The sequence below is a fragment of the Streptomyces sp. NPDC026672 genome, assembly GCF_040638185.1.
In the GTDB taxonomy this organism is placed as follows: domain Bacteria; phylum Actinomycetota; class Actinomycetes; order Streptomycetales; family Streptomycetaceae; genus Streptomyces.
The window spans coordinates 241,380-265,809 of the sequence record NZ_JBEZXS010000002.1 but is presented as its reverse complement, the minus strand read 5'-3'; the positions used below and the strand labels follow the sequence as shown (position 1 = coordinate 265,809).

At 73.5% G+C, this 24,430-nt stretch carries 20 protein-coding genes; 8 read left to right on the top strand and 12 right to left on the bottom strand.

The genetic code is table 11. The annotated features are described in order from the left end of the window. The first annotated feature begins 225 nt into the window (after positions 1-225). Positions 226-657 (top strand): PPOX class F420-dependent oxidoreductase, encoded by a 432-nt coding sequence (locus AB0F77_RS02850; protein ID WP_361940288.1) that lies wholly within the window; start codon positions 226-228, stop codon positions 655-657. Here the strand turns inward: AB0F77_RS02850 and AB0F77_RS02845 are convergent. After that, complete coding sequence (locus tag AB0F77_RS02845) at positions 654-1,562, bottom strand: NAD(P)-dependent oxidoreductase (RefSeq protein WP_361940597.1); 909 nt, start codon at positions 1,560-1,562, stop codon at positions 654-656. The genes AB0F77_RS02850 and AB0F77_RS02845 overlap by 4 nt on opposite strands. Before the next feature lie 116 nt (positions 1,563-1,678). On the opposite strand from AB0F77_RS02845, the gene AB0F77_RS02840 reads away from it, so the two are divergent. Both AB0F77_RS02840 and AB0F77_RS02835 read left to right on the top strand, forming a co-directional pair. After that, entirely contained in the window at positions 1,679-2,299 is a 621-nt protein-coding gene (locus tag AB0F77_RS02840; RefSeq protein ID WP_361940285.1) for a TetR/AcrR family transcriptional regulator, read from the top strand. 329 nt (positions 2,300-2,628) lie between these two features. Further along, positions 2,629-3,039: a VOC family protein gene (locus tag AB0F77_RS02835; protein WP_361940282.1), complete on the top strand. Its 411-nt coding sequence runs from the start codon at positions 2,629-2,631 to the stop codon at positions 3,037-3,039. On the opposite strand, the gene AB0F77_RS02830 is transcribed toward AB0F77_RS02835, so the two are convergent. The 3 genes from AB0F77_RS02830 to AB0F77_RS02820 form a co-directional block, all read right to left on the bottom strand. Next, positions 2,975-4,174 carry a glycosyltransferase family 4 protein gene (locus tag AB0F77_RS02830; protein WP_361940279.1) on the bottom strand — a complete coding sequence of 400 codons (1,200 nt, stop codon included), beginning with the start codon at positions 4,172-4,174 and terminating at the stop codon, positions 2,975-2,977. The two genes, AB0F77_RS02835 and AB0F77_RS02830, sit on opposite strands and share 65 nt — an antisense overlap. A gap of 114 nt (positions 4,175-4,288) precedes the next feature. Then, positions 4,289-5,572, bottom strand: a complete 1,284-nt coding sequence (locus AB0F77_RS02825; protein ID WP_361940276.1) for a nucleotide sugar dehydrogenase — start codon at positions 5,570-5,572, stop codon at positions 4,289-4,291. Between the two features lie 79 nt (positions 5,573-5,651). Further along, complete coding sequence (locus AB0F77_RS02820) at positions 5,652-7,103, bottom strand: glycosyltransferase (protein ID WP_361940273.1); 1,452 nt, start codon at positions 7,101-7,103, stop codon at positions 5,652-5,654. A 72-nt stretch (positions 7,104-7,175) separates the two neighbouring features. Here AB0F77_RS02820 and wecB point away from each other — a divergent pair, with 72 nt between their 5' ends. Genes wecB through AB0F77_RS02800 form a run of 4 tightly spaced genes read left to right on the top strand, consistent with a single transcriptional unit; the run spans position 7,176 to position 12,907 of the window. Continuing rightward, the gene (gene wecB / locus AB0F77_RS02815) at positions 7,176-8,264 is read left to right on the top strand and encodes a UDP-N-acetylglucosamine 2-epimerase (non-hydrolyzing) (protein WP_361940270.1); all 1,089 of its coding nucleotides are present in this window, start codon (positions 7,176-7,178) and stop codon (positions 8,262-8,264) included. Further along, positions 8,257-8,925: a class I SAM-dependent methyltransferase gene (locus AB0F77_RS02810; RefSeq protein ID WP_361940267.1), complete on the top strand. Its 669-nt coding sequence runs from the start codon at positions 8,257-8,259 to the stop codon at positions 8,923-8,925. Before wecB ends, AB0F77_RS02810 begins: the two co-directional genes overlap by 8 nt. After that, positions 8,925-10,718 (top strand): hypothetical protein, encoded by a 1,794-nt coding sequence (locus AB0F77_RS02805; RefSeq protein ID WP_361940264.1) that lies wholly within the window; start codon positions 8,925-8,927, stop codon positions 10,716-10,718. The genes AB0F77_RS02810 and AB0F77_RS02805 overlap by 1 nt, the downstream gene beginning before the upstream one ends. Next, the gene (locus tag AB0F77_RS02800; protein WP_361940261.1) at positions 10,715-12,907 is read left to right on the top strand and encodes a glycosyltransferase; all 2,193 of its coding nucleotides are present in this window, start codon (positions 10,715-10,717) and stop codon (positions 12,905-12,907) included. Before AB0F77_RS02805 ends, AB0F77_RS02800 begins: the two co-directional genes overlap by 4 nt. Before the next feature lie 525 nt (positions 12,908-13,432). Here the strand turns inward: AB0F77_RS02800 and AB0F77_RS02795 are convergent. The 7 genes from AB0F77_RS02795 to tkt are packed head-to-tail and all read right to left on the bottom strand — an operon-like array spanning position 13,433 to position 22,382. Beyond that, a complete protein-coding gene (locus tag AB0F77_RS02795) occupies positions 13,433-14,026 on the bottom strand; it encodes a histidine phosphatase family protein (RefSeq protein WP_361940258.1) in 594 nt (197 codons plus the stop codon). Between the two features lie 6 nt (positions 14,027-14,032). Next, a complete protein-coding gene (gene gnd, locus AB0F77_RS02790; protein WP_361940255.1) occupies positions 14,033-14,914 on the bottom strand; it encodes a phosphogluconate dehydrogenase (NAD(+)-dependent, decarboxylating) in 882 nt (293 codons plus the stop codon). Positions 14,915-14,921: 7 nt separating this feature from the next. Beyond that, the gene (gene pgi / locus AB0F77_RS02785) at positions 14,922-16,562 is read right to left on the bottom strand and encodes a glucose-6-phosphate isomerase (RefSeq protein ID WP_361940594.1); all 1,641 of its coding nucleotides are present in this window, start codon (positions 16,560-16,562) and stop codon (positions 14,922-14,924) included. Positions 16,563-16,575: 13 nt separating this feature from the next. Next, the gene (opcA, locus tag AB0F77_RS02780) at positions 16,576-17,502 is read right to left on the bottom strand and encodes a glucose-6-phosphate dehydrogenase assembly protein OpcA (RefSeq protein WP_361940252.1); all 927 of its coding nucleotides are present in this window, start codon (positions 17,500-17,502) and stop codon (positions 16,576-16,578) included. Further along, positions 17,499-19,145 carry a glucose-6-phosphate dehydrogenase gene (gene zwf / locus AB0F77_RS02775; RefSeq protein WP_361940249.1) on the bottom strand — a complete coding sequence of 549 codons (1,647 nt, stop codon included), beginning with the start codon at positions 19,143-19,145 and terminating at the stop codon, positions 17,499-17,501. Before zwf ends, opcA begins: the two co-directional genes overlap by 4 nt. Then, a complete protein-coding gene (tal, locus tag AB0F77_RS02770) occupies positions 19,142-20,287 on the bottom strand; it encodes a transaldolase (RefSeq protein ID WP_361940246.1) in 1,146 nt (381 codons plus the stop codon). Before tal ends, zwf begins: the two co-directional genes overlap by 4 nt. Before the next feature lie 19 nt (positions 20,288-20,306). Next, positions 20,307-22,382, bottom strand: coding sequence for a transketolase (tkt, locus tag AB0F77_RS02765; protein ID WP_361940243.1), 2,076 nt, complete (start codon positions 22,380-22,382; stop codon positions 20,307-20,309). 146 nt (positions 22,383-22,528) lie between these two features. On the opposite strand from tkt, the gene AB0F77_RS02760 reads away from it, so the two are divergent. Next, on the top strand, positions 22,529-23,431 hold the full coding sequence (locus AB0F77_RS02760; protein WP_361940240.1) for an AraC family transcriptional regulator: 903 nt from the start codon (positions 22,529-22,531) through the stop codon (positions 23,429-23,431). Between the two features lie 182 nt (positions 23,432-23,613). Here AB0F77_RS02760 and AB0F77_RS02755 read toward each other — a convergent pair whose 3' ends face one another. Beyond that, entirely contained in the window at positions 23,614-24,375 is a 762-nt protein-coding gene (locus tag AB0F77_RS02755; RefSeq protein WP_361940591.1) for an IclR family transcriptional regulator, read from the bottom strand. Positions 24,376-24,430: the final 55 nt, after the last annotated feature.

Here is a 24,430-nt window from a genome sequence, read left to right as displayed (position 1 = left end):
CGCGGTCGTACGCGGTGCGGTCCGGCCTACCCCGCCGGGACGACCTCAGACCCTCATGGTCACCCAGGAACACGCGTACGGACCCGGGTATCCGGGTCCGGTGTGATCCACGCTACGGCGTCCGCGGGCGCCGCGCGGACGGCGAAAGGCCCCAGAGCGGGCCACACCGGCCGGAACGGGTCCGGCGCGGGAATGCGCGGCGGTGCCGGCCGGGTTGTTCCGGGCATGAGTGAGGACGCACTGCTGAAGCTGCTCTCCGACGCCTCCGGCGGGGTGCTCGTCACCCTCAAGCGGGACGGGCGCCCCCAGCTGTCGAACGTGAGCCACGCCTACTACCCGGACGAGCGGATCATCCGGATCTCGGTGACGGACGACCGCGCCAAGACCCGCAACCTGCGCCGCGACCCCCGGGCCTCCTACCACGTCACCAGCTCCGACCGCTGGGCGTACACGGTCGCCGAGGGCGAGGCCGACCTGTCGCCGGTCGCGGGGGACCCCTACGACGACACGGTGGAGGAGCTGATGCGCCTCTACCGCGACCTCGCGGGCGAGCACCCCGACTGGGACGACTACCGGGCCGCCATGGTCCGCGACCGGCGCCTGGTGCTGCGCCTGCCCGTCGAACGGGTGTACGGTGTGCCGCGCCGTACGAGCTAGTCCGCGGCGCGGGTGCGCCGTACGAACTGGCCCACGGCGCGGGTGCGGGCCTCGACGGCCCGCAGCACCGCCACCATGTCCTCGCCGCCGTGCCCCGCGGCCACCGTCTCCTCGAACAGGGCGTGGCAGACGTCGAGCAGCGGGGAGGCGAGCCCCGCCCCGCGTGCGGCCGTGGCGATCAGACGGTTGTTCTTCAGCACGTCCAGGGCCGCCGCCTGCACCGCGAAGTCCCCGTCGCGCAGCTTGGGCGACTTCATCCGGGAGACCGGGCTCGCCATGGGGCCCGCGTCCAGGACGTCCAGGAACAGCCCCGGGTCCAGGCCCTGCCGCTCGGCGAAGTGGAACGCCTCGGTCAGTCCGGTCACCAGGGTGATCAGGAACAGGTTCACCGAGAGCTTCATCAGCAGCGCGCCGGGTGCCGCCCCGCAGACGAACACCTCCCGGCACAGCGGTGCGAGCAGCGGCCGTACGCGCTCCACCGCCGCCGGGTCACCGGCCAGCATGCCCACCAACTGCCCCTGTTCGGCGGGGAGTCTGGACCCGGAGACCGGCGCCTCGACGTAACTCCCGCCCGCCGCACGGACCTCGGCCTCCAGGGCCCGTGAGTACTCCGGGGAGGTCGTGCCCATGGGCACCACCGTCCGCCCGGCCACCCGTGCCGTGAACTCCGGTGTGCCGCGGGCCAGTACGGCGTCGGTGGCGGCCTCGTCGGCCGGCATCAGGAACACCGTGTCCGCCCGCGCGAACACCTCACCGGCGTCCGTCGCGACCTCGGCGCCGGCCGCGCGCAGCGGTTCGGCGCGTGCCGGGGTGCGGTTCCACACCACCAGCGGGGTGCCCGCGGAGGCGAGCCGCAGCGCCATGGGCTGCCCCATCACTCCGAGACCGATGAAACCGACACGCACGGCGGACCGTCCTCCGGTGGCGAGACTGATTATGACAGCGGTCATGGTAGCGGGCGTCATGACGGTGGTCATAGGGTGATCGGGAGCGAACGGAACACGGCGGAGGGAGGCCGGTGATGGGGGAGTCCGTACGGGGTCCGCGCGAGCGGATGGTCTTCAGCGCGGCCCAGCTGATCCGGCGCGACGGGGTCGCCGCGACGGGCATGCGCGACGTCGCCGCCCACGCCGGGGCACCCCGCGGCTCGCTCCAGCACTACTTCCCCGGAGGCAAGGAGCAGCTGGTCAACGAGGCCGTCGACTGGGCCGGGCGGTACGCGGGCAAGCGTGTCGCCCGCTTCCTCGCGGGTCTCGCCGAGCCCACGCCCGCGGGGCTGTTCGCGGCGATGGCCCGGCAGTGGACCGACGAGTACGCGGCGGCGGGGTTCGCCGCGGGCTGCCCGGTCGCCGCGGCGACCGTGGACGGCGCCGCGCGGGACGGCTCCACCCGGGAGGCGGTGGCCGCCGCGTTCACCACCTGGCGGACCCCCGTGGCCGAGGCGCTGACCGGGATGGGGGTGCCGGCGGAGCGCGCCGCGTCCCTGGCCACGCTGATGATCAGCACCCTGGAGGGCGCGATCCTCCTGGCCCGCGCGGAACGGGACGTGCGCCCCCTGACCACGGCGGTACGCGAGCTGGGCCCCCTCCTGGACGCGGCGGTGCCGACGACGCCTCCGGCGGAGGACGCCGACGGGGGCTGACCTCACCGGAAGAAGGCCCAACCGGACGGCCTGCCTCCGGCCCTTGGGGCAGCGCTGCCGGACGGGCCGCCCCTGCCGGACGGGCGGCTGCTGGGCGGGCGGCTCCGCCGGATGCCCGGCCTCGTCGGACCGGGTGGCCCTGCCGGGTGCGCCGGCTCCGGCGGGCGGGCCGGCCCCGGCCGGTCGGACGCCGCCGGTCCGGGGGACCGTGTCCTAGGTCTGGGGATGGTGGCCCTGGGGAGTTCGGGGTAGGGCCGACGGCCGATGGTGCGGGCGGTGGGTGCGTGCCTGGGCCGGCGGTCGATCACCGAGCGCGAGGAGAGGCACCCATGCCCGTCGACGGCCGCAGTCACATCCGTATCGCCCGCCCCTCGCGGGACCTGGCCGCGGCCGAGCGGTTCTGGGCCGGTGGACTCGGGCCGAGCGTGGTGTGGCGGGCCGAGGGCGGCGGCGCGCCCGGCGAGCACGATCTGCTCATGCTCGGCCGGCCGGACGCCGACTGGCACCTGGAACTCGTCCACGACGCCGCCCGCCCGGTCGAACCCCGTCCCACCGAGGAGGACCTCCTGGTGATCTACGCCGACGAGGCGGTCCCCGAGGCCCTGGTCGCCCGGCTGGAGGCGCACGGCGGCCGGCGGGTCACGTCCCCCAACCCCTGCTGGAACCAGTGGGGCGTCACGGTGGCGGACCCGGACGGCTACCGGCTGGTCCTGTGCGAGCGGGGCTGGTCGAACCGCTGACGCCGGACGCGCCGCCGACCGGCGCCCCCGCTCCCTTCGCCCAGCCCTCCAGCAGGGCGACGAACCCCGCCGCGTGGTCGTGCCAGTCGAGCCCCGAGCGCACCGCCTCGTGCCCCGACCGGGCGGTCCGCAGCCGCAGTTCGGGGTCGGTGCGCAGCCGGCGCACGGCCGTCGCCGCCGACGCGGGGTCCTCGTAGGGCACGACCAGACCGCAGCCGTGCCGCTCGACCAGCTCGACCGCGAGCGGGTTCGGGGTGGTGACCACGGGGACGCCGTGCGCCATGTACTCCACGACCTTGGTCGGCCGCGAGTGCCGGTAGTTGGGCTGGTCGTGCAGCAGCGACAGGCCCGCGAGCGCGCCCGGGAGCAGTTCCAGGGCACGGTCGTTGGGCAGGAAGCCGTGCCAGCGCAGCACCCCGTCCCGGTCGGCCGCCACGAGCGCGTCCCGCACGTCGGGGCCGGCCGGGCCGATCACCTCGACGCGGATCTCCGGCGCCAGCAGCCGGGCCGTCTCGATCAGGTCGAGCGTGCCCCGCGCGCGGGACAACTGCCCCAGGTACACCACCCGTTCGGCCCCGGGCGGCGGGGGCGGTCCGGTCGGCGCCGCGGCCAGGTTGAGGACGACCGGATGGGGCTCGCGGAAGCGGTCCCGGTAGGCGTCCTCGGCGAGCAGCAGCCGCAGCCGCCGCTCCGCCCACCGCTCCGCGGCCCGGACGGCGGTGCGCAGCGGCGGGCGCAGCGCGCGCGGCAGCCAGTCCTTCATGACCAGGGCCGCCGCGGTGTCCTCGTGCACGTCCCAGACGGTGACGGGCGCGGTCCCGTCCGGCCGCCGTCGACGGAGCAGCGTCCCGGGCAGCGCGAGCAGCAGTTCCGGGTCGTGCAGCAGGACCACGTCGACCCCCGGGCCGCGCGCGGCCAGCAGCGCACGGGCCGCGCGCAGCGCCGTGCGCCGGTCGCGGCCGGCCGCCCGGGGCAGGTCGACGCCCTCCACATGCGGCCGGGGCGTGACTCCGCGGGCCGCGAACGGGGCCGCGTACACCACCTGATGGCCCCGCTCGCAGAGCGCGGCGATCTGGCGGTGCAGTATGCGCGCGTCCTCCGGATGGTGGACGACGGTGACGACGAGTACCCGCATCAGAGCACCTCTCGACTCCGCGTGGACGGAAGTGGACGGAAGTGGACGGAAGTGGACGGAAGTGGACGGACATGGACGGAAGTGGGCGGACGTGAAAGGTCGGTCCCGGCCGGGCTACAGGACCTCGACGCCGGGCCGGAAGATCCGCCCCCGGGTGTCGAACAGCAGCCGTGCCGTGTCGGCGAGCGCCGGCAGGTCGTAGGCCGAGTGGTCCTGGAGGAGGATCGTCAGGTCGTGTTCGTGCGCCGCCGTCAGCACGTCGGTCACGCGCGGGACGTGCGCCCCGTCGACCGACCACAGCGGTACGTGCGGATCGTGGAAGGACACCTCGGCGTCCCGCTCGCGCAGCAGCCGGGCTACGGGCACCGCCGGCGACTCCCGCTGGTCGGCGACGTCCGGTTTGTAGGTGACCCCGAGCAGCAGCACGCGTGAGCCGTGCAGGGGGCGGCCCGCCGAGTTGAGCAGGTCCTGGGCCCGCCGTACGACGTACTCCGGCATCCGCCGGTTGATCTCCTGCGCCAGCTCCACGAACCGGAACTCGTGGCCGAGCGAGGAACGCACCTTGTACGACAGGTAGTTGGGGTCGATCGGGATGCAGTGCCCGCCCACCCCGGGGCTGGGCCGGAACGCGTGGAAGCCGAAGGGCTTGGTGTCGGCGCAGCGGATCGCGTCCCACAGGTCGACCCGCAACTCCCGGCTGATGATGGCCAGTTCGTTGACGAGGGCGATGTTCACATGGCGGTAGGTGTTCTCCAGGAGCTTGGCCATCTCGGCCTCCCGGGTGCCCTTCGCCTGGACGACGGTGTCGACGAACTTGCCGTAGAACGACACCGCTCTCGCCGCGCACGACGGGGTGCAGCCGCCGACCACCTTGGGGGTGTCGCGCAGCCCGTGCCGGGTGTTGCCCGGGTCGATCCGCTCCGGCGAGAAGGCGAGAGCGAAGTCCCGCCCGGCCCGCAGCCCCGACTCCTCCAGCAGGGGCCTCACGACCTCCTCGGTGGTGCCCGGATAGGTGGTCGACTCCAGCACGACGAGCCGGCCGGGCCGCAGCCGCCCGGCGACCGCGCGGGCCGCCGAGGTCACCGCGCCCAGGTCGGGCCCGCCGTCCCCGCCCAGCGGGGTCGGCACACAGATCACCACGGTCTGCGCGCGTGCCAGACAGGCGTCGTCGGTGTACGCGGTGAAACCGGCCGCGCGCATCCGCCGTACGTCGTCGTCGGACACGTCGTCCACGTGCGAGCGGCCCGCGTCGAGCCCCGCGACGACGCGCGGGTCCCGGTCCAGGCCGATCGTTCTCAGGCCGACCGACGCGGCTTCCCGCGCCAGCGGCAGTCCGACGTAGCCGAGCCCGATCACCGCGAGCTCGACGTCCTCCAGGTCCCCCAGCGGTTCACTCATGTCCCCGAGTGGTTCGGTCTGTTCGACCTGCATAGGGATGTCACCCGGCCTCAAGGCAGGACTGGTCGGGAGCGGGGGGTCAGACGCAGCCGAGGGTGCGATAGGCCTCCCGGGTCCTGGCGGCGACCCGGTCCCAGGTGCGTTCCCGCGCGACCAGTGCGCGAGCGGCGGCTCCCCATTCGAGCCGCCGCTTTTGACTGTAAAGCAGTTTTTCCAACCCATCTGCCCAGACAAAAGGCGATTCGTGGAGAATTAGCCGTCCGTTAACCTCCGGTTCGATCAGTTCTCTCATCGCGGTGAGATCACTGCTGACCACGGCCAGACCGCTCGCCATCGCTTCGACGGGTTTGAGAGGGGTCACCAGATGGCACACGCGCTCATCGGTGCGCGGCACCGCGAACACGTCCAACACGGCGTGGAACTCCCGCACTTGGTGATGCGGAACACGGCCGGGGAACAGGGCCGCGCCGTCCCCGAGACCCAGTCGCGCGGCCAGCCGCACCAGCTCCGGGCGCTCCGGTCCGTCCCCCACGATCAGCAGCCGCAGCGGAATTCCCCGCCGCCTCAGCTCGGCACCCGCATGGAGCAACGTGCCGATCCCCTCGTGCGGGGTCAGGCTGCTCACCGTGCCCACCACGAACTCCTCCGGCGCGATCCCCAGCCGCGCCCGCACCGGAGCCCCGTCCGGGAGCGGGGCCAGGAACGCCTCGTCGACGGCGTTCGGCACCACCAGCACCCGCTCCCCGGGCACCCCGCGGGAGACGATCTCCGCCTTCATCGCGGCACCCAGCGTCAGCACCAGGTCCGCCTCCCGCATGCACCGCGTCTCCAGCTCACGGCGCAGCCGGTACACGTCGTGCCGGCTGCTCCGCCCCGGCGCCTGCGTCAGCCAGGTGTCCTCCAGGAAGCCCCGCACCTCGTAAACGACCGGCAGCCCGTACGCCGCGCGCAGCGCCAGGGCCACCCGCCCGTTGCCGTGGTCGGTCGCCGCGTGCAGCACCGCCGGCCGCAGCCGCTCCACCAGCCGCCCCGCGAGCTCCGCGTTGCGCGCCAGCGCCGGACCCTGCCCGTACGGCAGCCACCACGGCAGCAGCCGGTGCTGCGGCACCCCGCCCACCACCTGCCGCATGCGCGCGTCCAGCACGCCCTGCGCCACCGGGAAACCGACGCGCGTCACGACGTGCGCGTCCAGCCCGGCGGCCCGCTGGGCCTCGGCCAGCCGCTGCGTGCGGACGGTGTAACCGGCATGCTTGAACGGCAGCGAGTTGGTGACCAGATGCAGCACGCGTCCGGGCACCGGCCGCACGGCCCGGCCCACCGGGACCGGCACCCGGCCGGCCCACGGAACGGCACCCGGCCCGGCCGACCGGGCCCGGTCGGACAACCACCGCTCGACCGGCCGCACCCGCCGCCGCAGCGGGCCCGGCAGCAGTCGTACACCGAGCAGCGCGGCGCGGGCGGGATCGTGCCGCAACTCGCCCCAGGCCACGGACGCGGCGAGACTGACGGCGCGGGGGACATGACGGGACATGCCGCCACGGTAGGCCGGGGCGGCGGCGAAAGCGGACCGGCGGGGGGCGCGGCGCCGACGAAAGGCAGCGACATGAACGGCCTCGTACTCCATGTGGTCGGAACCCGGCCCAACTTCGTCAAGGCGGCCCCGGTCGTCGCCGCCCTCGGCGTGGCCGGCGGCGCACAGGCCCTCGTGCACACCGGGCAGCACTACGACGCCCGCATGTCGGACGTGTTCTTCCGCCAGCTGGGACTGCCCCCGCCCGACACCGACCTCGGCGTCGGCTCCGGCAGCCACGCCCGGCAGACCGCCGAGCTGCTGATCGCCCTGGAGGGCGAACTCACCGCCCGAGCCCCCGCCCTGACCGTCGTCTACGGCGACGTCAACTCCACGCTCGCCGCCGCCCTGGTGGCCGCCAAGCTCGGCGTGCCGGTCGCCCACGTGGAGGCCGGACTGCGCAGCTTCGACATGACGATGCCCGAGGAGGTCAACCGGCGGCTCGTCGACCAGCTGGCCGACCTGCTCTTCGTCACCAGCCCCGAGGCCGTCGGCCACCTCGCCCGCGAGGGCGTCGCCACCGACCGGGTGCACTTCGTCGGCAACCCCATGATCGACACCCTGCGCACCCACCTCGACCTGTTCGACCCCGCCGCCGCCCGCGCCGCCCACGACCTGCCCGAGCGCTACGGCGTCGTCACCCTGCACCGCCCCGCCAACGTCGACGACCCCGAGGCGGCCAGCGCCGCCGCCCGCGCCCTCACCGAGGCCGCCGGCCACCTCGCCCTCGCCGTCCCGCTGCACCCGCGCGGCCGGGCGGCACTGCGCGCGGCGGGCCTCGACCACGCCCCCGGCGTCCACCTGCTCCCACCGCTCGGCTACCTGGAGTTCATGAGCCTCGTGCGCGGCGCCGCCGCCGTGATCACCGACTCCGGCGGAGTGCAGGAGGAGACCACCGTCCTGGGCGTGCCCTGTCTGACCCTGCGCACCAGCACCGAACGCCCGGTCACCGTCACCCACGGCACCAACCGCCTCGTCACCCACGCCGAGCTGGTGCCCGCGCTGCGCAAGGCGCTGGAGGCCGCCCCGGCCGCGCCCGGCGAGGGACCGCCCCTGTGGGACGGCAGGGCCGGCACCCGTATCGCCCGCGTGATCACCCGATGGCTGGAACACCATGACTGACACCACCGGCACCGGCCCGCCCCGCACCCCGGCCGGCGAACGCACCCGCGCCTACTGGGACACCCGCCACCGCGACCACGACGACCTCGCCTCCGGCGGGCACATCGGCCTCGACCGCGCAGGCAACGAACTCTTCCACGCCCAGCGGCTCGGCACGCTCCTGTCCCTCGTCGGCGACCTCACCAGCCCCGCCGCCCCGCTGTTCGTGCTCGACGCGGGCTGCGGCAAGGGCCACTTCGCCCGCGCCCTCGCCCGCTGCGGCCACCGCGTCGACGCCTTCGACCCCAGCCCCGGGGCCGTCGCCCACTGCCGCGCCGCCGGCGGCGGACCGCGCTGGGCCGAGGCCCGCCTCGACACCTGGCGCGGCACCTGGCCGTACGACGTGGTGCTCTGCGTCGACGTCCTCTTCCACGTCCTCGACGACACCGAGTGGACGGCCGGGCTGCGCAACCTCGCCTCCCTGGTCCGGGTCACCGGACGGCTGATCCTCACCGACGAGGACGGCGACCGGCCCCGGCCGCTCGGCGACTACATCCTGCACCGGCCCACGGCCGCCTACCGCGAGGAACTCGAACCCCTCGGCCTGCGGCACACGGAGTTCCGGCCCTACGCGTTCCGCGAGAACCGGGTCGGCTTCCACGTCTTCACGAGGATCCGCTGATGCGCCTGACCGACCTGCTCCACCCGCACCTGGACGGCGTGACGACCGTGGTCGACGCCACCACCGGCTCGCTCGGCCTGGAGCCGTACCTCCACCTGCCCCCGGGCGTCGTCCTGCGCCGCCACCAACGGCCCGTCGGACCGGGCGAGCTGATACTGCTCGTCCACGGCCCCGACCCCGAACTGCACGGCGACGAGGACGCCTGCCTCGCCGCACTCGAACGGCTGCGCCCCGGCGGCCGGGGCCTGATCGTGTTCGGACACCCCGAACCCCCCTACCACCGGCTCCTGGACCCGCTGGTCACCCACGGCTGCCAGGTGCTGCGCGCCACCCCGCTCGGCTACACGCACCTGCGCGCCGGTGCCGTGTTCGCGCGGACCGACCACCTCCTGCCCCCGCACGACTGGTTCGGCCGCCCCGTCCCGTCCGACGGACTCGCCACCGCGCTGCGCATCGCCGACGAGTACGTGTTCGCCGATCTCGTCTCCCGCTCCCTGCGCGCCCGCGTCCTGGACCTCGAACGCCGGGTCGAGGAGAACGACCGCGCGGACGGCGCCGGCCACGGGGACGACCTCGCCGAACGGCTGGCCGCGACCGTGCGGGAGAAGGACCGGCTGGCCTCCGCCCTGCGCGGCGCCCGCGACCGGGTCGGTGTGCTGGAGGCCCGCGTGACCATGCTCGAAGGCTCCACCTCGCTGCGCCTGGGCCGGGTCCTGGTGTCGGCCGCCCGCCGTCCGGGCCGCCGCATGGCCGGACTGCCGCGGGAGCTGTACGGCCTGTGGCGCGGCCGGCGCACCGCGGCGCCCCGGCCCGCGGGGCCGCCCGCCGTCGACGCCGCCCCCGCCACGGCCGACGAACGGCTGCACCTCGTCCACCGCGCCCTGGTGAGCACCCCCCGCGACCGTCTGGTGATCGCGGGCGTCCTCACCGACCGCACCGCCGAGGACTTCGCGGCCGACGCCGTCGTCAACCGGCTGCTGCCGCACGACGGTCGCCTGCTGGTGCGCCGCACCGACCCCGACGCCGTGGTGGTGCAGGCCGGCGCCTGCGCCGACACCGGGCCCTGGTCGCTCACCGGCACCGGCACCGCCCCCGACCTGGACCGCCGGCTCGCCGAACTGCTCACCGAGGCACGGGCCCTGGGCCGCCCGGCCGTGCTGTGGCAGGACACGCCCGCGTCCGCCGCGCCCGGCCTCGCCCGGCTCGGCTGGGACGCCGTCCTCGACACCGACACCGGAGTCCGCCTCGCCCGGCTCGACCCCGCCGAACACGGTCGCGCCCGGATGCGCGACGCCTTCCGGGACAGCACCCGGGTACGGCTCGCCGGACTGGCCCGCCTCACCGGCGCACCCGACCCGCTCGACGCACGCCGGATCGCCGTCCTCGCCGCGCCGCGGGGCCGCGCCGACGTCGCCCGCCTCGTCGCCCAGGTCCTCGGCCAGACGCACCGGCCCGTCGAGGTTGTCGTCCCCGACCCGGCCGGGCTCGACGAACTCACCGGCGCCGGCGTCACCGTACGCACCACGACGCCCACCGCCGAGTGGATCGCCGACTGGACCGGCCCCGCCGAGGACCGCCCGGACACCCTGCTCCTGGACCTGATGTGCGCCCAGGAGCACTCCGGCGCCGACGCGCTGGGCCGCACCGCCGCCGACGACGACCACACCTTCGTCACCGCGCTGTCCCGGCCGCTGCTCGTGCGCCGCTCGCTGCACCTGGCCGGCACCCCCCACGAGACCTGGTCCGCGGCCGGACACCGGCTGTTCGCCGTGCGCGGGAAGGAGTCCTCATGAGCCGCACCCTCCGGGCACTGGTCTACGGCGACGTGGACCTCAACCTCATCGACGGCTCCGCCGTCTGGGCCCAGTCCACCGTGCAGGCCCTGTCACTGGCCGGCTGCGCCGTCCGGCTCGTGCTCAAGTCCCCCGTCCGCACCGGGCGGTTGACCGATCCGCTGGCAGGGCTGCCCGGGGTGCGCGTGATCGGCCCGCACGAGGAGGGGCTGCTCGGCGCGGGCGCCGACCGGCCGATGTCCCCCGTGCAGGCGTCCCGGGTCCTCGCCCGCCTCGACGAGGACGAGCCCTGCGACCTGCTGGTGCTGCGCGGCCGGAGGCTCGTCGACCGGGTCGTGGCCGACGGCCGCTTCGACGGGCGGATCTGGGCCTACCTCACCGATGTCCCGCAGTCCGCCGCCGACATGACCGAGGACGCCCGCGCCGGGCTCGCCCGCATCGCCGGGGCGTCCCGCCACCTCCTGTGCCAGACCGAGGAGTTGCGCGGGTTCCTGGAGACCTGGGTGCCCGACGCCTGCGGCCGCTGTGTGCTGAGCCCGCCCGCCGTGCCCACGCCCGGCTTCCCGGTCCCCGACCGTCCGCGCCCGCACCACCCGCTGCGGCTCGTCTACACCGGGAAGTTCGCGCCGCTGTGGAACACCCTGCCCATGACCCGGCTGCCCGCGCTGCTCGCCGCACGAGGAGTGCGCGCCGAACTCCACACCGTCGGCGACAAGGTCCACGACGACCCCGCCCACCCCGGCTTCCACGCCGCCATGACCCGCGCCCTGAACGGTCCGACGTCCGGCCTCCACCACCACGGCGGCCGGCCCCGCCAGGAGGCCATGCGCATCGCAGCCGACTGCGACCTCGGCCTCGGCTGGCGCGACCCCGCGCTCGACGCCAGCCTCGAACTGTCCACCAAGGTCCTGGAGTTCGGCGCCCTCGGGCTGCCCGTCGTGCTCAACCGCACCCCCGCCCACGAGGCCCTGCTCGGCGCCGACTACCCGCTCTACGTCCCCGGCCGCGCCACGGCGGACGACGCGGCCGACGCCGTGGCGCTCGCCGCCCGCGACCCCGAGGTCCGCGCGCTCGCGGCGGAGCGCTGCCACACCGCCGCCGGTCACCACACCCTCGACGCCGCAGCCCAGCGCTGGCGCGGCCACCTCGGCCGGGCCTTCCCGTCCGCGCCCGCCGCCGCCGTCGCCGCCCGGCCGCGCCCGCTGCGGGTCGGCGTCGCCGGGCACGACCTGAAGTTCCTCACCCGGCTCCTCGACCACTTCCGGGCGCTGCCCGAACTCGACGTGCGGGTCGACGCCTGGCCCGCGCTCGCCCGGCACGACGCCGCCGCGAGCCGTGCACTCGCCGACTGGGCCGACGTGGTGGTCGTGGAGTGGTGCGGGCCCGCCGCCGTCTGGTACAGCCGCCACAAACGGCCCGGGAGCCGGCTCGTGGTGCGGCTGCACCGGTTCGAACTCGACGCCGCGTGGCCGCGGCAGGTCGACATCGACGCCGTCGACCGGGTGGTGTGCGTCAGCCCGTACTACGCCCGGCGCACCCTCGACCACACCGGCTGGCCCGCGTCGAAGGTGGTCGTCGTGCCCAACTGGGTGGACACCGACCAGCTCGACCGGCCCAAGGCGCCCGGCGCCCGCTTCCGCCTCGGCATGATCGGCATCGCCCCCAGCCGCAAGCGGCTCGACCTCGGCCTCGACGTGCTGGAGGACCTGCGTGCCCGGGACCGGCGCTGGCAGCTGTCGGTGAAGTCCAGGCCGCCGTGGGAGTACTGGTGGATCTGGAACAAGCCGGAGGAACGCGCGCACTACGACGCGGTCCTCCGGCGGATGCAGACCTCGCCGCTGCTCGAAGGGGCGGTGGTCTTCGACGAGTTCGGCGCCGACGTGGCCGCGTGGCTGCGCCGGATCGGCCATGTGCTGTCGACGAGCGACGACGAGAGCTTCCATCTGGCGCCGGCCGAGGGGATGGCCTCCGGGGCGGTGCCGGCGCTGCTGCCGTGGCCCGGTGCGGACGAGATCTACGACCGCCGCTGGATCCACGCCCACCCCACCGCGATGGCCGAGTCCATCGCCGAGCTCACCGACCCGACGGCCTGGCAAGCCGCCGCGACAGAGGCCCGCACCCAGGTCCGAGCAACGTTCTCCCTCCCCGAGGTCGCCACCCGCTGGACCCGACTCCTCGTCCAGGACTGAGATTCCGGGACACCGCGAGGAAGGGCTGAGCAAAGGGGATCAGGGGCTCGCGGGGCCGTCGGCAAGACCGTCAGGCGCCGGGCGCAGCCGGTGGACAAGAGCCGAGGGCCGAGCCGAGGCCGGGGGGCGTGAGTCGGCGGCCGGCAGCCGGGAGCCAGGGGCGGGGGCTGGGAGTTGACGGCCGGGAGCCGGGAGCCGGGAGCCGGGAGCCGGGAGCCGGGAGCCGGGAGCCGGGAGGCGGGAGGCGGAAGCCGGGAGGCGGGAGGCGGAAGCCGGGAGGCGGGAGGCGGGAGGCGGGAGGCGGAAGCCGGGAGGCGGAAGCCGGGAGGCGGGAGGCGGAAGCTGGGAGGCGGAAGCCGGGAGGCGGGAGGCGGAAGCTGGGAGGCGGAAGCCGGAAGGCGGAAGGCGGAAGGCGGGTGCCGGAAGGCGGGTGCCGGAAGGCGGGGGCCGGGGGCCGGGGCTGGGCCGGCCGGGGGACGGTTCGGCCCGGGGGCCTTGGTGCGGTGGCCCCCGGGCCGGGTGTGGTTACAGGGTGTGGTTCCATTCGGCGATCACTGGGCGGCCGTGTTCCGTGGAGAGGCGGCTGATCGCTCCCGTCGCCAGTTGGAACAGGCGGCCCTCGGCGGGCGGCAGGCCCAGGCGGCGGGCGGTCAGCACCCGCAGGAAGTGGGCGTGGGCGACCAGCACCACGTCACCGGTGCGGTTGGCGAGCGCCGCGTCGACCTTGGCCAGGACCCGGTCGGCGCGTTCGCCGACCTCCGCCGGCGACTCGCCGGGGTGACCGTCCGGCCCCGGAGGGACGCCGTGCAGCCACATGTCCCAGTGCGGGCGGGTGCGGTGGATCTCGACGGTGGTGACGCCCTCGTAGGCGCCGTAGTCCCACTCGTGCAGGTCGGGGTCGGGCACGGCCCCGGTCAGCCCCGCGAGTTCGGCGGTGCGGACCGCGCGGGAGAGCGGGCTGGTGAGCGTGAGCGCGTAGGTCCGGCCGGACAGGAGCGGAGCGAGCGACTTGGCCTGCTCCTCGCCGTGCTGGGTGAGGGGCAGGTCGGTCCAGCTGGTGTGCCGGCCCGACACGCTCCACTCCGTCTCACCGTGGCGGACCAGTATGAGGTCCCCCACGGCCGGTCAGTCCTTCGCCGATTCGACCGCGTGGCCGCCGAACTGGTTCCGCAGCGCCGCGATCATCTTCATCTGCGGCGAGTCGTCCTGGCGGGAGGCGAACCGCGCGAACAGCGACGCGGTGATCGCGGGCAGCGGCACCGCGTGGTCGATCGCCGCCTCCACCGTCCAGCGCCCCTCGCCGGAGTCCTGGGCGAAGCCCTTCAGCTTCTCCAGGTGCTCGTCCTCCTCCAGCGCGTTGACCGCGAGGTCGAGCAGCCAGGAGCGGATGACCGTGCCCTCCTGCCAGGAGCGGTACACCTCGCGGACGTTGTCCACCGAGTTGACCTTCTCCAGGAGTTCCCAGCCCTCGGCGTACGCCTGCATCATGGCGTACTCGATGCCGTTGTGGACCATCTTGGAGAAGTGCCCGGCGCCGACGCGCCCCGCGTGGACGTAACCGTAGGGGCCCTCGGGCTTGAGCGCCTCGAAGATCGGCTCCAGCCGCTCGACGTGCTCCTTGTCGCCGCCGACCATGAGCGCGTAGCCGTTCTGGAGGCCCCACACACCGCCGGACACGCCCGCGTCGACGAAGCCGATGCCCCGGACGCCGAGTTCCGCGGCGTGCTTCTCGTCGTCCGTCCAGCGGGAGTTGCCACCGTCGACCACCGTGTCGCCGGGGGAGAGCAGGTCCCTCAGCTCGTCGACGACACCCTGGGTGGCGGTGCCGGCCGGCACCATCACCCAGATGGTGCGCGGCGCGTCGAGCTTCTCGACCAGTTCGGCGAGGGACTTCACGTCGGAGACGTCGGGGTTGCGGTCGTAGCCGATGACGGTGTGGCCGGCGCGGCGGATCCGCTCGCGCATGTTGCCGCCCATCTTGCCGAGGCCGATGAGTCCGAGCTGCATGGTGCGTTCACTTCCCAATCTGACGGTAGGCGGAGACGAGGGCGGCGGTGGAGGCGTCCAGACCGGGCACGTCGGTGCCTTCGGTGAGGGCCGGTTCGACGCGCTTGGCGAGGACCTTGCCCAGTTCGACGCCCCACTGGTCGAAGGAGTCGATGTTCCAGACGGCGCCCTGCACGAACACCTTGTGCTCGTAGAGCGCGATCAGCTGGCCCAGCACCGACGGCGTCAGTTCCGCGGCCAGGATCGTGGTGGTGGGGTGGTTGCCCCGGAAGGTGCGGTGCGGCACCTGGGCCTCGGGCACGCCCTCGGCGCGCACCTCGTCGGCGGTCTTGCCGAAGGCGAGGGCCTGCGTCTGGGCGAAGAAGTTCGCCATCAGCAGGTCGTGCTGGGCCTTGAGCCCGTCGCTCAGCTCACCGACCGGCCGGGCGAACCCGATGAAGTCCGCCGGGATCAGCTTGGTGCCCTGGTGGATCAACTGGTAGTAGGCGTGCTGCCCATTGGTGCCGGGCGTACCCCAGACCACCGGACCGGTCTGCCACTCCACCGGACGCCCCTCCCGGTCCACCGACTTGCCGTTGGACTCCATGTCCAACTGCTGGAGGTAGGCGGTGAACTTGGACAGGTAGTGCGAGTACGGCAGCACCGCGTGCGACTGCGCGTCGAAGAAGTTGCCGTACCAGATGCCCAGCAGGCCCATCAGCAGCGGGGCGTTGGACTCGGGCGGCGCGGTGCGGAAGTGCTCGTCGACGAGGTGGAAGCCGTCGAGCATCTCGCGGAAGCGGTCCGGGCCGATGGCGATCATCAGGGAGAGCCCGATCGCCGAGTCGTACGAGTAGCGCCCGCCGACCCAGTCCCAGAACTCGAACATGTTCGCCGTGTCGATGCCGAAGTCGGCGACCTTGCCGGCGTTGGTCGACAGCGCCACGAAGTGCTTCGCGACCGCCTTGTCGTCGCCGTCGAGACCGGCCAGCAGCCACTCCCGCGCGGAGGTGGCGTTGGTGATCGTCTCGATCGTGGTGAACGTCTTGGACGCGATGACGAACAGCGTCTCCGCCGGGTCCAGGTCCCGCGTGGCCTCGTGCAGGTCGGCGCCGTCCACGTTGGACACGAAGCGGACCGTGAGACCGCGGTCGGTGAAGCTGCGCAGCACCTCGTACGCCATCGCCGGGCCGAGGTCGGAGCCGCCGATGCCGATGTTGACGACGTTCTTGATGCGCTTGCCGGTGTGCCCGGTCCAGGCACCGGAGCGGACCCGCTCCGCGAAGTCCGCCATCCGGTCGAGCACCGCGTGCACACCGGGGACCACGTTCTCGCCGTCCACCTCGACCACCGCGCCGCGCGGGGCCCGCAGCGCGGTGTGCAGCACCGCCCGGTCCTCGGTGACGTTGATGCGCTCGCCGCGGAACATGGCGTCCCGCAGGCCGAGCACACCGGTGGCGGCGGCCAGTTCCTGGAGCAGCGCCAGCGTCTCGTCGGTGATCAGGTTCTTGCTGTAGTCGATCAGCAGATCGCCGACCCGGACCACGTACCGCTCGGCGCGGCCGGGGTCCTGCGCGAACAGCTCGCGCAGGTCCGGCTGCCGGTGCGCCCGGTGGTCGGCGAGGGCCGTCCACTCGGGCCGCCGGACCAGCCGGGGGGAATCCGACACGGGGTCAGACATCTCAGACCTTCTCCTTGGTGCCCTCGCCCCGCAGGGCGACGGCGTACATCTCGTCCGCGTCGAGGCGGCGCAGTTCCTCGGCGATGAGTTCGGAGGTCGCGCGGACCTTCAGCGCCAGGGTGCGCGGCGGCTGGCCGGGCAGGGTCAGCGTGGCCAGCGGGCCCTCGGGCCGGTCGATGACGATCTCCCCGTTGGCGGTGCCCAGCCGGACGGCCGTGACGACCGGACCCGCGGTGACCGTCCGCTCCACCTTCACCTTCAGCCGGGCCTCCATCCAGCGGGCGAGCAGCTCGGCGCTGGGGTTCTCGGCCTCGCTCTCCACGGTCGCCGAGGTGACCCGCACCCGGGCCTGGTCGAGGGCCGCGGCCAGCATCGAACGCCACGGGGTGAGCCGGGTCCAGGCGAGGTCGGTGTCTCCGGGCGCGTAGGACTGCACCCGGGCCTCCAGGGCCTCCAGCGGGTGCTCGACGGCGTACATGTCGGTGATGCGCCGCTGGGCGAGCGCGCCCAGCGGGTCCTTGGCGGGGTTCTTCGGGGCGTCCACCGGCCACCAGACGACGACGGGCGCGTCCGGGAGCAGCAGCGGCAGCACCACGGAGTCGGCGTGGTCGGAGACCTCGCCGAAGGTCCGCAGGACCACCGTCTCCCCGGTGCCGGCCTCGGAGCCGACGCGGACCTCCGCGTCGAGGCGCGACTGCGTGCGCTCGCGCGGGGTGCGGGCGTGCCGCTTGATGACGACCAGGGTGCGCGAGGGGTGCTCGTGCGAGGCCTCCTCGGCCGCCTTGATCGAGTCGTAGGCGTTCTCCTCGTCCGTGACGATGACCATCGTCAGGACCATGCCCACCGCCGGGGTGCCGATCGCGCGGCGACCCTGGACGAGGGCCTTGTTGATCTTGCTTGCCGTGGTGTCGGTCAGGTCGATCTTCATGGCCTGCGCCAGCTCCGTCCGTCTCGTGCGAGCATCTCGTCGGCTTCCTCCGGGCCCCAACTGCCCGAGGTGTACTGCGCGGGCTTGCCGTTCTGCGCCCAGTGCTCCTCGATCGGGTCGAGGATCTTCCAGGACTCTTCCACTTCCTGGTGGCGCGGGAACAGGTTGGCGTCGCCGAGCAGTACGTCAAGGATGAGGCGCTCGTACGCCTCCGGGCTGGACTCCGTGAACGACTCGCCGTAGGCGAAGTCCATCGTGACGTCCCGGATCTCCATGGAGGTGCCGGGCACCTTGGAGCCGAAGCGGACGGTCATGCCCTCGTCGGGCTGGACGCGGATGACGATGGCGTTCTGCCCGAGTTCCTCGGTGGCCGTCGTGTCGAAGGGGGAGTGGGGGGCGCGCTGGAAGACGACCGCGATCTCGGTGACGCGGCGGCCGAGGCGCTTGCCGGTGCGCAGGTAGAAGGGGACGCCCGCCCAGCGGCGGTTGTCGATCTCCAGCTTGATCGCGGCGTAGGTGTCGGTGTTCGACTGCGGGTCGATGCCGTCTTCCTGGAGGTAGCCGATGACCTTCTCGCCGCCCTGCCAGGCCTGCGCGTACTGGCCGCGCACGGTGTGGGCGCCGAGGTCCTCGGGTAGCCGCACCGACTTGAGGACCTTGAGCTTCTCGGTGAGCAGCGCCTCCGCGTCGAAGGCGATGGGCTCCTCCATCGCGGTGAGCGCCATCAGCTGGAGCAGGTGGTTCTGGATGACGTCGCGGGCGGCGCCGATGCCGTCGTAGTAACCGGCCCGGCCGCCGATGCCGATGTCCTCGGCCATGGTGATCTGCACGTGGTCGACGTACGACCGGTTCCAGATGGGTTCGTACATCTGGTTGGCGAAGCGGAGCGCCAGGATGTTCTGGACGGTCTCCTTGCCGAGGTAGTGGTCGATGCGGAACACCTGGTCCGGCTCGAACACGTCGTGCACGATCGCGTTCAGCTCGCGGGCGCTGGCCAGGTCGCGGCCGAACGGCTTCTCGATGACCGCGCGGCGCCAGGAGCCCTCGGGCGGGTCGGCCAGGCCGTGCTTCTTCAGCTGCTGGACGACCTTGGGGAAGAACTTCGGCGGTACGGAGAGGTAGAAGGCGAAGTTGCCGCCGGTGCCCCGGGAGGCGTTCAGCTCGTCGACGGCCTCGCGCAGTTGGGCGAATGCCTTGTCGTCGTCGAAGTCGCCGGGGATGAACCGCATGCCCTCGGCGAGCTGCTGCCAGACCTCCTCGCGGAACGGGGTGCGCGCGTGCTCCTTGACGGCGTCGTGCACCACCTGCGCGAAGTCCTCGTCCTCCCAGTCCCGGCGGGCGAAGCCCACCAGGGAGAAGCCCGGCGGCAGCAGACCGCGGTTGGCCAGGTCGTAGACGGCCGGCATCAGCTTCTTGCGGGACAGGTCGCCGGTGACACCGAAGATGACCAGCCCGGACGGGCCGGCGATGCGGGGCAGCCGGCGGTCCCGGGCGTCGCGCAGCGGGTTGTCCCAGTCGGCGGCGGGCACGGCGGGCACGGTCACCTCGGAGGCGGTCTCCTCGGCGGTGGCCGCCCCGGTGCCGGGGGCGTCGGTGGCGGGGGCCTCGGAGGCCGCGGTCCCGCCGGCCGGAGTCTTGCTCATCGTGCGTCAGCTCCCTTGCTGTCCAAGGACTTCGCGACGGCGGCGAGCAGGTCGTTCCACGCCACCTCGAACTTGGCGACACCCTCGTTCTCCAACTGGCGCACGACCTCGTCGTAGGAGATCCCGAGCGCCTCGACCGCGTCCAGGTCGGCGCGGGCCCCGGCGTAGCCGCCGGTGACCGTGTCGCCGGTGATCACCCCGTGGTCGGCGGTCGCGTTCAGCGTGGCCTCGGGCATGGTGTTGACGGTGCCCGGCGCGACCAGTTCGTCGACGTACAGGGTGTCCTTGTACGCCGGGTCCTTCACCCCGGTGGAGGCCCACAGCGGACGCTGCTCGTGGGCGCCCGCGCTCTTCAGCGCGTTCCAGCGCTCGCCCGCGAACACCTGCTCGTACGCCTCGTAGGCGAGCCGTGCGTTGGCGAGGGCCGCCCGGCCCTTGAGGGCGAGGGCCTCGGGGGTGCCGAGGACGGTCAGCCGCTTGTCGATCTCGCTGTCGACGCGGGAGACGAAGAAGGAGGCGACGGAGTGGATCCGGGAGAGGTCCAGGCCGCGCTCCGCGGCCTTCTCCAGGCCGGCGAGGTAGGCGGCCATGACCTCGCGGTAGCGCTCCAGGGAGAAGATCAGCGTCACGTTGACGCTGATGCCGAGGCCGATGACCTCGGTGATCGCCGGGAGGCCCGCCCTGGTGGCCGGAATCTTGATCATGACATTGGGGCGGTCGACGAGCCAGGCGAGCTGCTTGGCCTCGGCGACGGTGGCCGCCGTCTCGTGCGCCAGCCGCGGGTCCACCTCGATGGAGACCCGGCCGTCCACGCCGTCCGTGGCGTCGTACACCGGCCGCAGGACGTCGGCGGCGGCGCGGACGTCGGCGGTGGTCATCATCCGGACGGCCTCGTCGACGGTGACGCCGCGCAGGGCCAGATCCGTCAGCTGCTCCTCATAACCCTCTCCCGAGCCGATGGCCGCCTGGAAGATGGAGGGGTTGGTGGTGACGCCGACGACGTTCCTCGTCGCGACCAGGTCGGCCAGGTTGCCGGTGCTGATCCGCTTGCGCGACAGGTCGTCCAGCCAGATCGACACGCCTTCGTCGGTCAGGCGCTGCAGTGCTCCCGCGGTGGCGGTCGCTTCGGTCACAGTGATCATCTTCTTTCTGGCGATCGGATCAACGGCGGGCGGCGGCCAGGGATTCCCGGGCCTCGGCGGCGACGTTCTCAGGGGTGAAACCGAACTCGGCGAACAGGGTGCCGGCGTGCGCGGAGGCGCCGAAATGGTCCAGGGAGACGATGCGTCCGGCGTCCCCGGTGAACCGGTACCACGTCAGGGCGACGCCCGCCTCGACCGCGACGCGGGCCCGCACGGACGGCGGCAGGACCGCGTCCCGGTACTCGGCCGGCTGCTCCTCGAACCACTCGACGGACGGCATGGACACCACGCGGGTCCCGATGCCCTCGGCCTCCAGCAGCTCACGGGCGGCCACGGCCACGTGCACCTCCGAGCCGGTGGCGATCAGCACGACGTCGGGCGTCCCGGTGGACGCCTCCGCCAGCACGTAACCGCCCTTGGCGGCATCGGCGTTCGGCGCGTAGGTGGGCACGCCCTGGCGGGTCAGCGCGAGGCCGTGCGGGGCCGGGTGGGTGGTGTGGCGGCGCAGGATCTCGGCCCAGGCGATCGCGGTCTCGTTGGCGTCGGCCGGGCGGACCACGTTCAGTCCGGGGATGGCGCGCAGCGAGGCGAGGTGCTCGACCGGCTGGTGGGTGGGGCCGTCCTCGCCGAGGCCGATGGAGTCGTGCGTCCAGACGTAGGTCACCGGGAGCTGCATCAGCGCGGACATGCGGACCGCGTTGCGCATGTAGTCGGAGAACACCAGGAAGGTGCCGCCGTAGATCCGGGTGTTGCCGTGCAGGGCGATGCCGTTCATCTCGGCGGCCATCGAGAACTCGCGGATGCCGAAGTGGATGGTGCGGCCGTACGGGTCGGCCTCGGGCAGCGGGTTGCCCTTCGGCAGGAACGACGAGGTCTTGTCGATCGTGGTGTTGTTCGAGCCGGCCAGATCGGCGGAGCCGCCCCACAGTTCGGGCAGGACCGCGCCGAGGGCCTGGAGCACCTTGCCGGAGGCGGCGCGGGTGGCGACGGACCTGCCCGCCTCGAAGACCGGGATCTCGTCCTCCCAGCCCTCGGGCAGCCGGCCCGCGACGATCCGGTCGAACAGCTGCGCGCGCTCGGGCTGCGCGCCGCGCCACTCGGCGATCCGCTTGTCCCAGGCCGCGTGCGCCTCGGCGCCCCGGTCGAGGGCGCGGCGGGTGTGGGCGAGGACCTCGTCGGCGACCTCGAAGGACTTCTCCGGGTCGAAGCCGAGGACGCGCTTGGTGGCGGCGATCTCCTCGGCGCCGAGGGCGGAGCCGTGGGACGCCTCGGTGTTGCGGGCGTTGGGGGCCGGCCAGGCGATGATCGTGCGCATCGCGACGATGGAGGGGCGTCCGGTCTCCGCCCGCGCGGCGCGCAGGGCCGTGTGGAGGGCGTGGACGTCGACGTCGCCGTCCTCGGTGGGCGCGACGCGCTGCACGTGCCAGCCGTACGCCTCGTACCGCTTCAGCACGTCCTCGGAGAAGGCGGTCGCGGTGTCGCCCTCGATCGAGATGTGGTTGTCGTCGTAGAGGAAGACCAGGTTGCCGAGGCGCTGGTGCCCGGCGAGCGAGGACGCCTCGGCGGAGACGCCCTCCTCCAGGTCGCCGTCGGAGACGATCGCCCAGACGGTGTGGTCGAAGGGGGAGGCGCCCTCGGGGGCGTCCGGGTCGAACAGACCGCGCTCGTAGCGGGCGGCCATCGCCATGCCGACGGCGTTCGCGGCGCCCTGGCCGAGCGGGCCGGTGGTGGTCTCCACACCCGCGGTGTGGCCGTACTCCGGGTGGCCCGGGGTCTTCGAGCCGTGGGTGCGGAACGCCTTGAGGTCGTTCAGCTCCAGCTCGTACCCGGCGAGGAAGAGCTGGGTGTAGAGGGTCAGCGAGGTGTGCCCGGGGGACAGCACGAAGCGGTCACGGCCGGTCCACTCGGGGTCCGCGGGATCGTGCCGCATCACCTTCTGAAAGAGGGTGTAGGCGGCGGGCGCCAGACTCATCGCGGTCCCGGGGTGTCCGTTCCCGACCCGCTGCACGGCGTCGGCCGCCAGGAGGCGGGCGGTGTCCACGGCCCGCCGGTCGAGGTCGGTCCATTCGAAGCCGTCGGGTGTCTGCGTGCTCATCTTCAAGAAGTCCTCGATAGAAGCGGGAGTGCTGGTCTGACGCGTTCAAAGCTAAAAGTCTGACTTTTTTGAAGGAAGGTCGGGATGTGTCAGCCTGTGGTGAAAGTGGGACACCGACGGCGCGATCGAGGAAGAACAACAGGGACATGGCGGGCAGAACAGTGCAAGGCGATGCCGGTGGTGACGGCGACGGAATCAGAACCTTCCCCTTTCCGGTCGATCTGAGCGTCTGCGGTGTCGGCCTCCAGGTCGGACCGATGACACCCGACCGCGTCTGGCACGCGGACGCGCCGCTGCACCGGGTCCACCGCATCGACTTCCACGTGGTCATGCTGTTCGACCGCGGCCCCGTCCGCCACATGATCGATTTCGCCGAGTACGAGGCGGGCGCGGGCGACCTGCTGTGGATCCGTCCCGGACAGGTGCACCGGTTCTCCCGTACGAGCGAGTACCGCGGGATCGTGCTCACCATGCAGCCCGGCTTCCTGCCCCGCGCCACGGTCGAGGCCACCGGGCTCTACCGCTACGACCTGCCGCCGCTGCTGCACCCCGACCCCGAGCAGCTCGCCGCCCTGCGCGCCGGGCTCGGCCAGCTCCAGCGGGAGTACGAGGACACCACGACCCTCCCTCTCAGCCTCCACACGGCGGTGCTGCGCCACTCCCTGACCGCGTTCCTGCTGCGCCTCGCCCATCTCGCCGCCAGCTCCGCGGAGGCGGCGAGGCGGCAGGCCGACACCACGTTCACGCTCTTCCGGGACGCGGTCGAGAAGGGCTTCGCCGGCAACCACAGCGTCAGCGCCTACGCCGACGCCCTCGGTTACTCCCGGCGCACCCTCGTGCGCGCGGTCCGGGCCGCCACCGGCCAGACGCCCAAGGGGTTCATCGACCGGCGCGTGGTCCTGGAGGCCAAGCGGCTGCTCGCCCACACGGAGCTGCCGATCGGACGGGTGGGCGCGGCCGTCGGCTTCCCGGACGCGGCGAACTTCTCCAAGTTCTTCCAGCTGCACACCGGCCAGACGCCGGTCGCCTTCCGGGCGGAACTGCGGTGACCGCGGACGGTGCGTGAAGGACCCGGGGGATCCATGGGACCTGTGACGTTCCGGAGGTGCCGTGCGCTGGAGTAGTCGGCGGCCCGCTCTCTGAAGCGGCAGACGGGCCGCCACCCCGGGGACGGCCGTGCACATCTCCCCCCTGTCCGGCCGTCCCCCCCCCCGCCGCCATCCGGCACCGGTCACGGGGCGGTCGGAGTCGGCCGCCAGCCCAGCGCGCGGGAGATGCCCCGGGCGGCCAGCCGGACCGCCGGGACCAGCACCGGGACCCGGGCCGCGTCCTCGGGCACGACGACCGAGACCGCGGCGAGGACCGTGCCCGCCCGGCCGCGCACCGGGGCCGCCACCGACACGGCGTCGTCCGTCACCTGACGGTCGCTGACCGCCGCGCCCGTGCGCCGCACCTCGGCCAGCTCCCGGCGCAGCCGTACCGGATCCGTGATGGTGTACGGCGTGAACGCGGAGAGCGGGCCCGCGCAGTACTCCTCCTGGAGCCGCGGTTCCCCGTAGGCGAGGAGCACCAGCCCGACCCCCGTCGCGTGCAGCGGCCAGCGGCCCCCGACCCGGATGCGCACCCCCACCGCCGAACGGCCCGACAGCCACTCGATGTAGACCACCTCGGCGCCGTCGCGCACCGCCAGCTGCACGTTCTCGTGCGTGGCCTCGTACAGGTCCTCCAGGTACGGCAGCGCGACCTGCCGCAGGGCGAGCCCCCGGGGCGCGAGCGCGGCCAGCTCCCACAGCCGCAGCCCCACGTGGTAGCGGCCGTCCGCGTCCCGCTCCAGCGCGCCCCACGCGGTGAGCGCGCCCACCAGCCGGTGCGCGGTGCTCAGCGTGAGTCCGGCCCGGCGGCTGATGTCCGTCAGGGACAGCGCCGGATGCCCGTGGTCGAACGCGGCGAGCACCGACAGCAGCCGGTCGGGCGCGGAGCGCTGGCGGGAGATGACGGCCTCCCTCGTGTCGGTCTCCTGCGGGCCTGTTCCCCGTCGGATTCCAGCA

Excerpts from the sequence above, each read along its gene's own strand:
- AB0F77_RS02830 (WP_361940279.1), bottom strand. The coding sequence starts at position 4,174 with ATGCGGGTACTCGTCGTCACCGTCGTCCACCATCCGGAGGACGCGCGC.
- wecB (WP_361940270.1), top strand. The coding sequence starts at position 7,176 with ATGAACGGCCTCGTACTCCATGTGGTCGGAACCCGGCCCAACTTCGTC.
- gnd (WP_361940255.1), bottom strand. The coding sequence starts at position 14,914 with ATGCAGCTCGGACTCATCGGCCTCGGCAAGATGGGCGGCAACATGCGC.
- AB0F77_RS02810 (WP_361940267.1), top strand. The coding sequence starts at position 8,257 with ATGACTGACACCACCGGCACCGGCCCGCCCCGCACCCCGGCCGGCGAA.
- zwf (WP_361940249.1), bottom strand. The coding sequence starts at position 19,145 with ATGAGCAAGACTCCGGCCGGCGGGACCGCGGCCTCCGAGGCCCCCGCC.
- opcA (WP_361940252.1), bottom strand. The coding sequence starts at position 17,502 with ATGAAGATCGACCTGACCGACACCACGGCAAGCAAGATCAACAAGGCC.
- AB0F77_RS02850 (WP_361940288.1), top strand. The coding sequence starts at position 226 with ATGAGTGAGGACGCACTGCTGAAGCTGCTCTCCGACGCCTCCGGCGGG.
- AB0F77_RS02805 (WP_361940264.1), top strand. The coding sequence starts at position 8,925 with ATGCGCCTGACCGACCTGCTCCACCCGCACCTGGACGGCGTGACGACC.
- AB0F77_RS02835 (WP_361940282.1), top strand. The coding sequence starts at position 2,629 with ATGCCCGTCGACGGCCGCAGTCACATCCGTATCGCCCGCCCCTCGCGG.
- AB0F77_RS02800 (WP_361940261.1), top strand. The coding sequence starts at position 10,715 with ATGAGCCGCACCCTCCGGGCACTGGTCTACGGCGACGTGGACCTCAAC.
- AB0F77_RS02840 (WP_361940285.1), top strand. The coding sequence starts at position 1,679 with ATGGGGGAGTCCGTACGGGGTCCGCGCGAGCGGATGGTCTTCAGCGCG.
- tal (WP_361940246.1), bottom strand. The coding sequence starts at position 20,287 with ATGATCACTGTGACCGAAGCGACCGCCACCGCGGGAGCACTGCAGCGC.
- AB0F77_RS02825 (WP_361940276.1), bottom strand. The coding sequence starts at position 5,572 with ATGAGTGAACCGCTGGGGGACCTGGAGGACGTCGAGCTCGCGGTGATC.
- tkt (WP_361940243.1), bottom strand. The coding sequence starts at position 22,382 with ATGAGCACGCAGACACCCGACGGCTTCGAATGGACCGACCTCGACCGG.
- AB0F77_RS02760 (WP_361940240.1), top strand. The coding sequence starts at position 22,529 with ATGGCGGGCAGAACAGTGCAAGGCGATGCCGGTGGTGACGGCGACGGA.
- AB0F77_RS02820 (WP_361940273.1), bottom strand. The coding sequence starts at position 7,103 with ATGTCCCGTCATGTCCCCCGCGCCGTCAGTCTCGCCGCGTCCGTGGCC.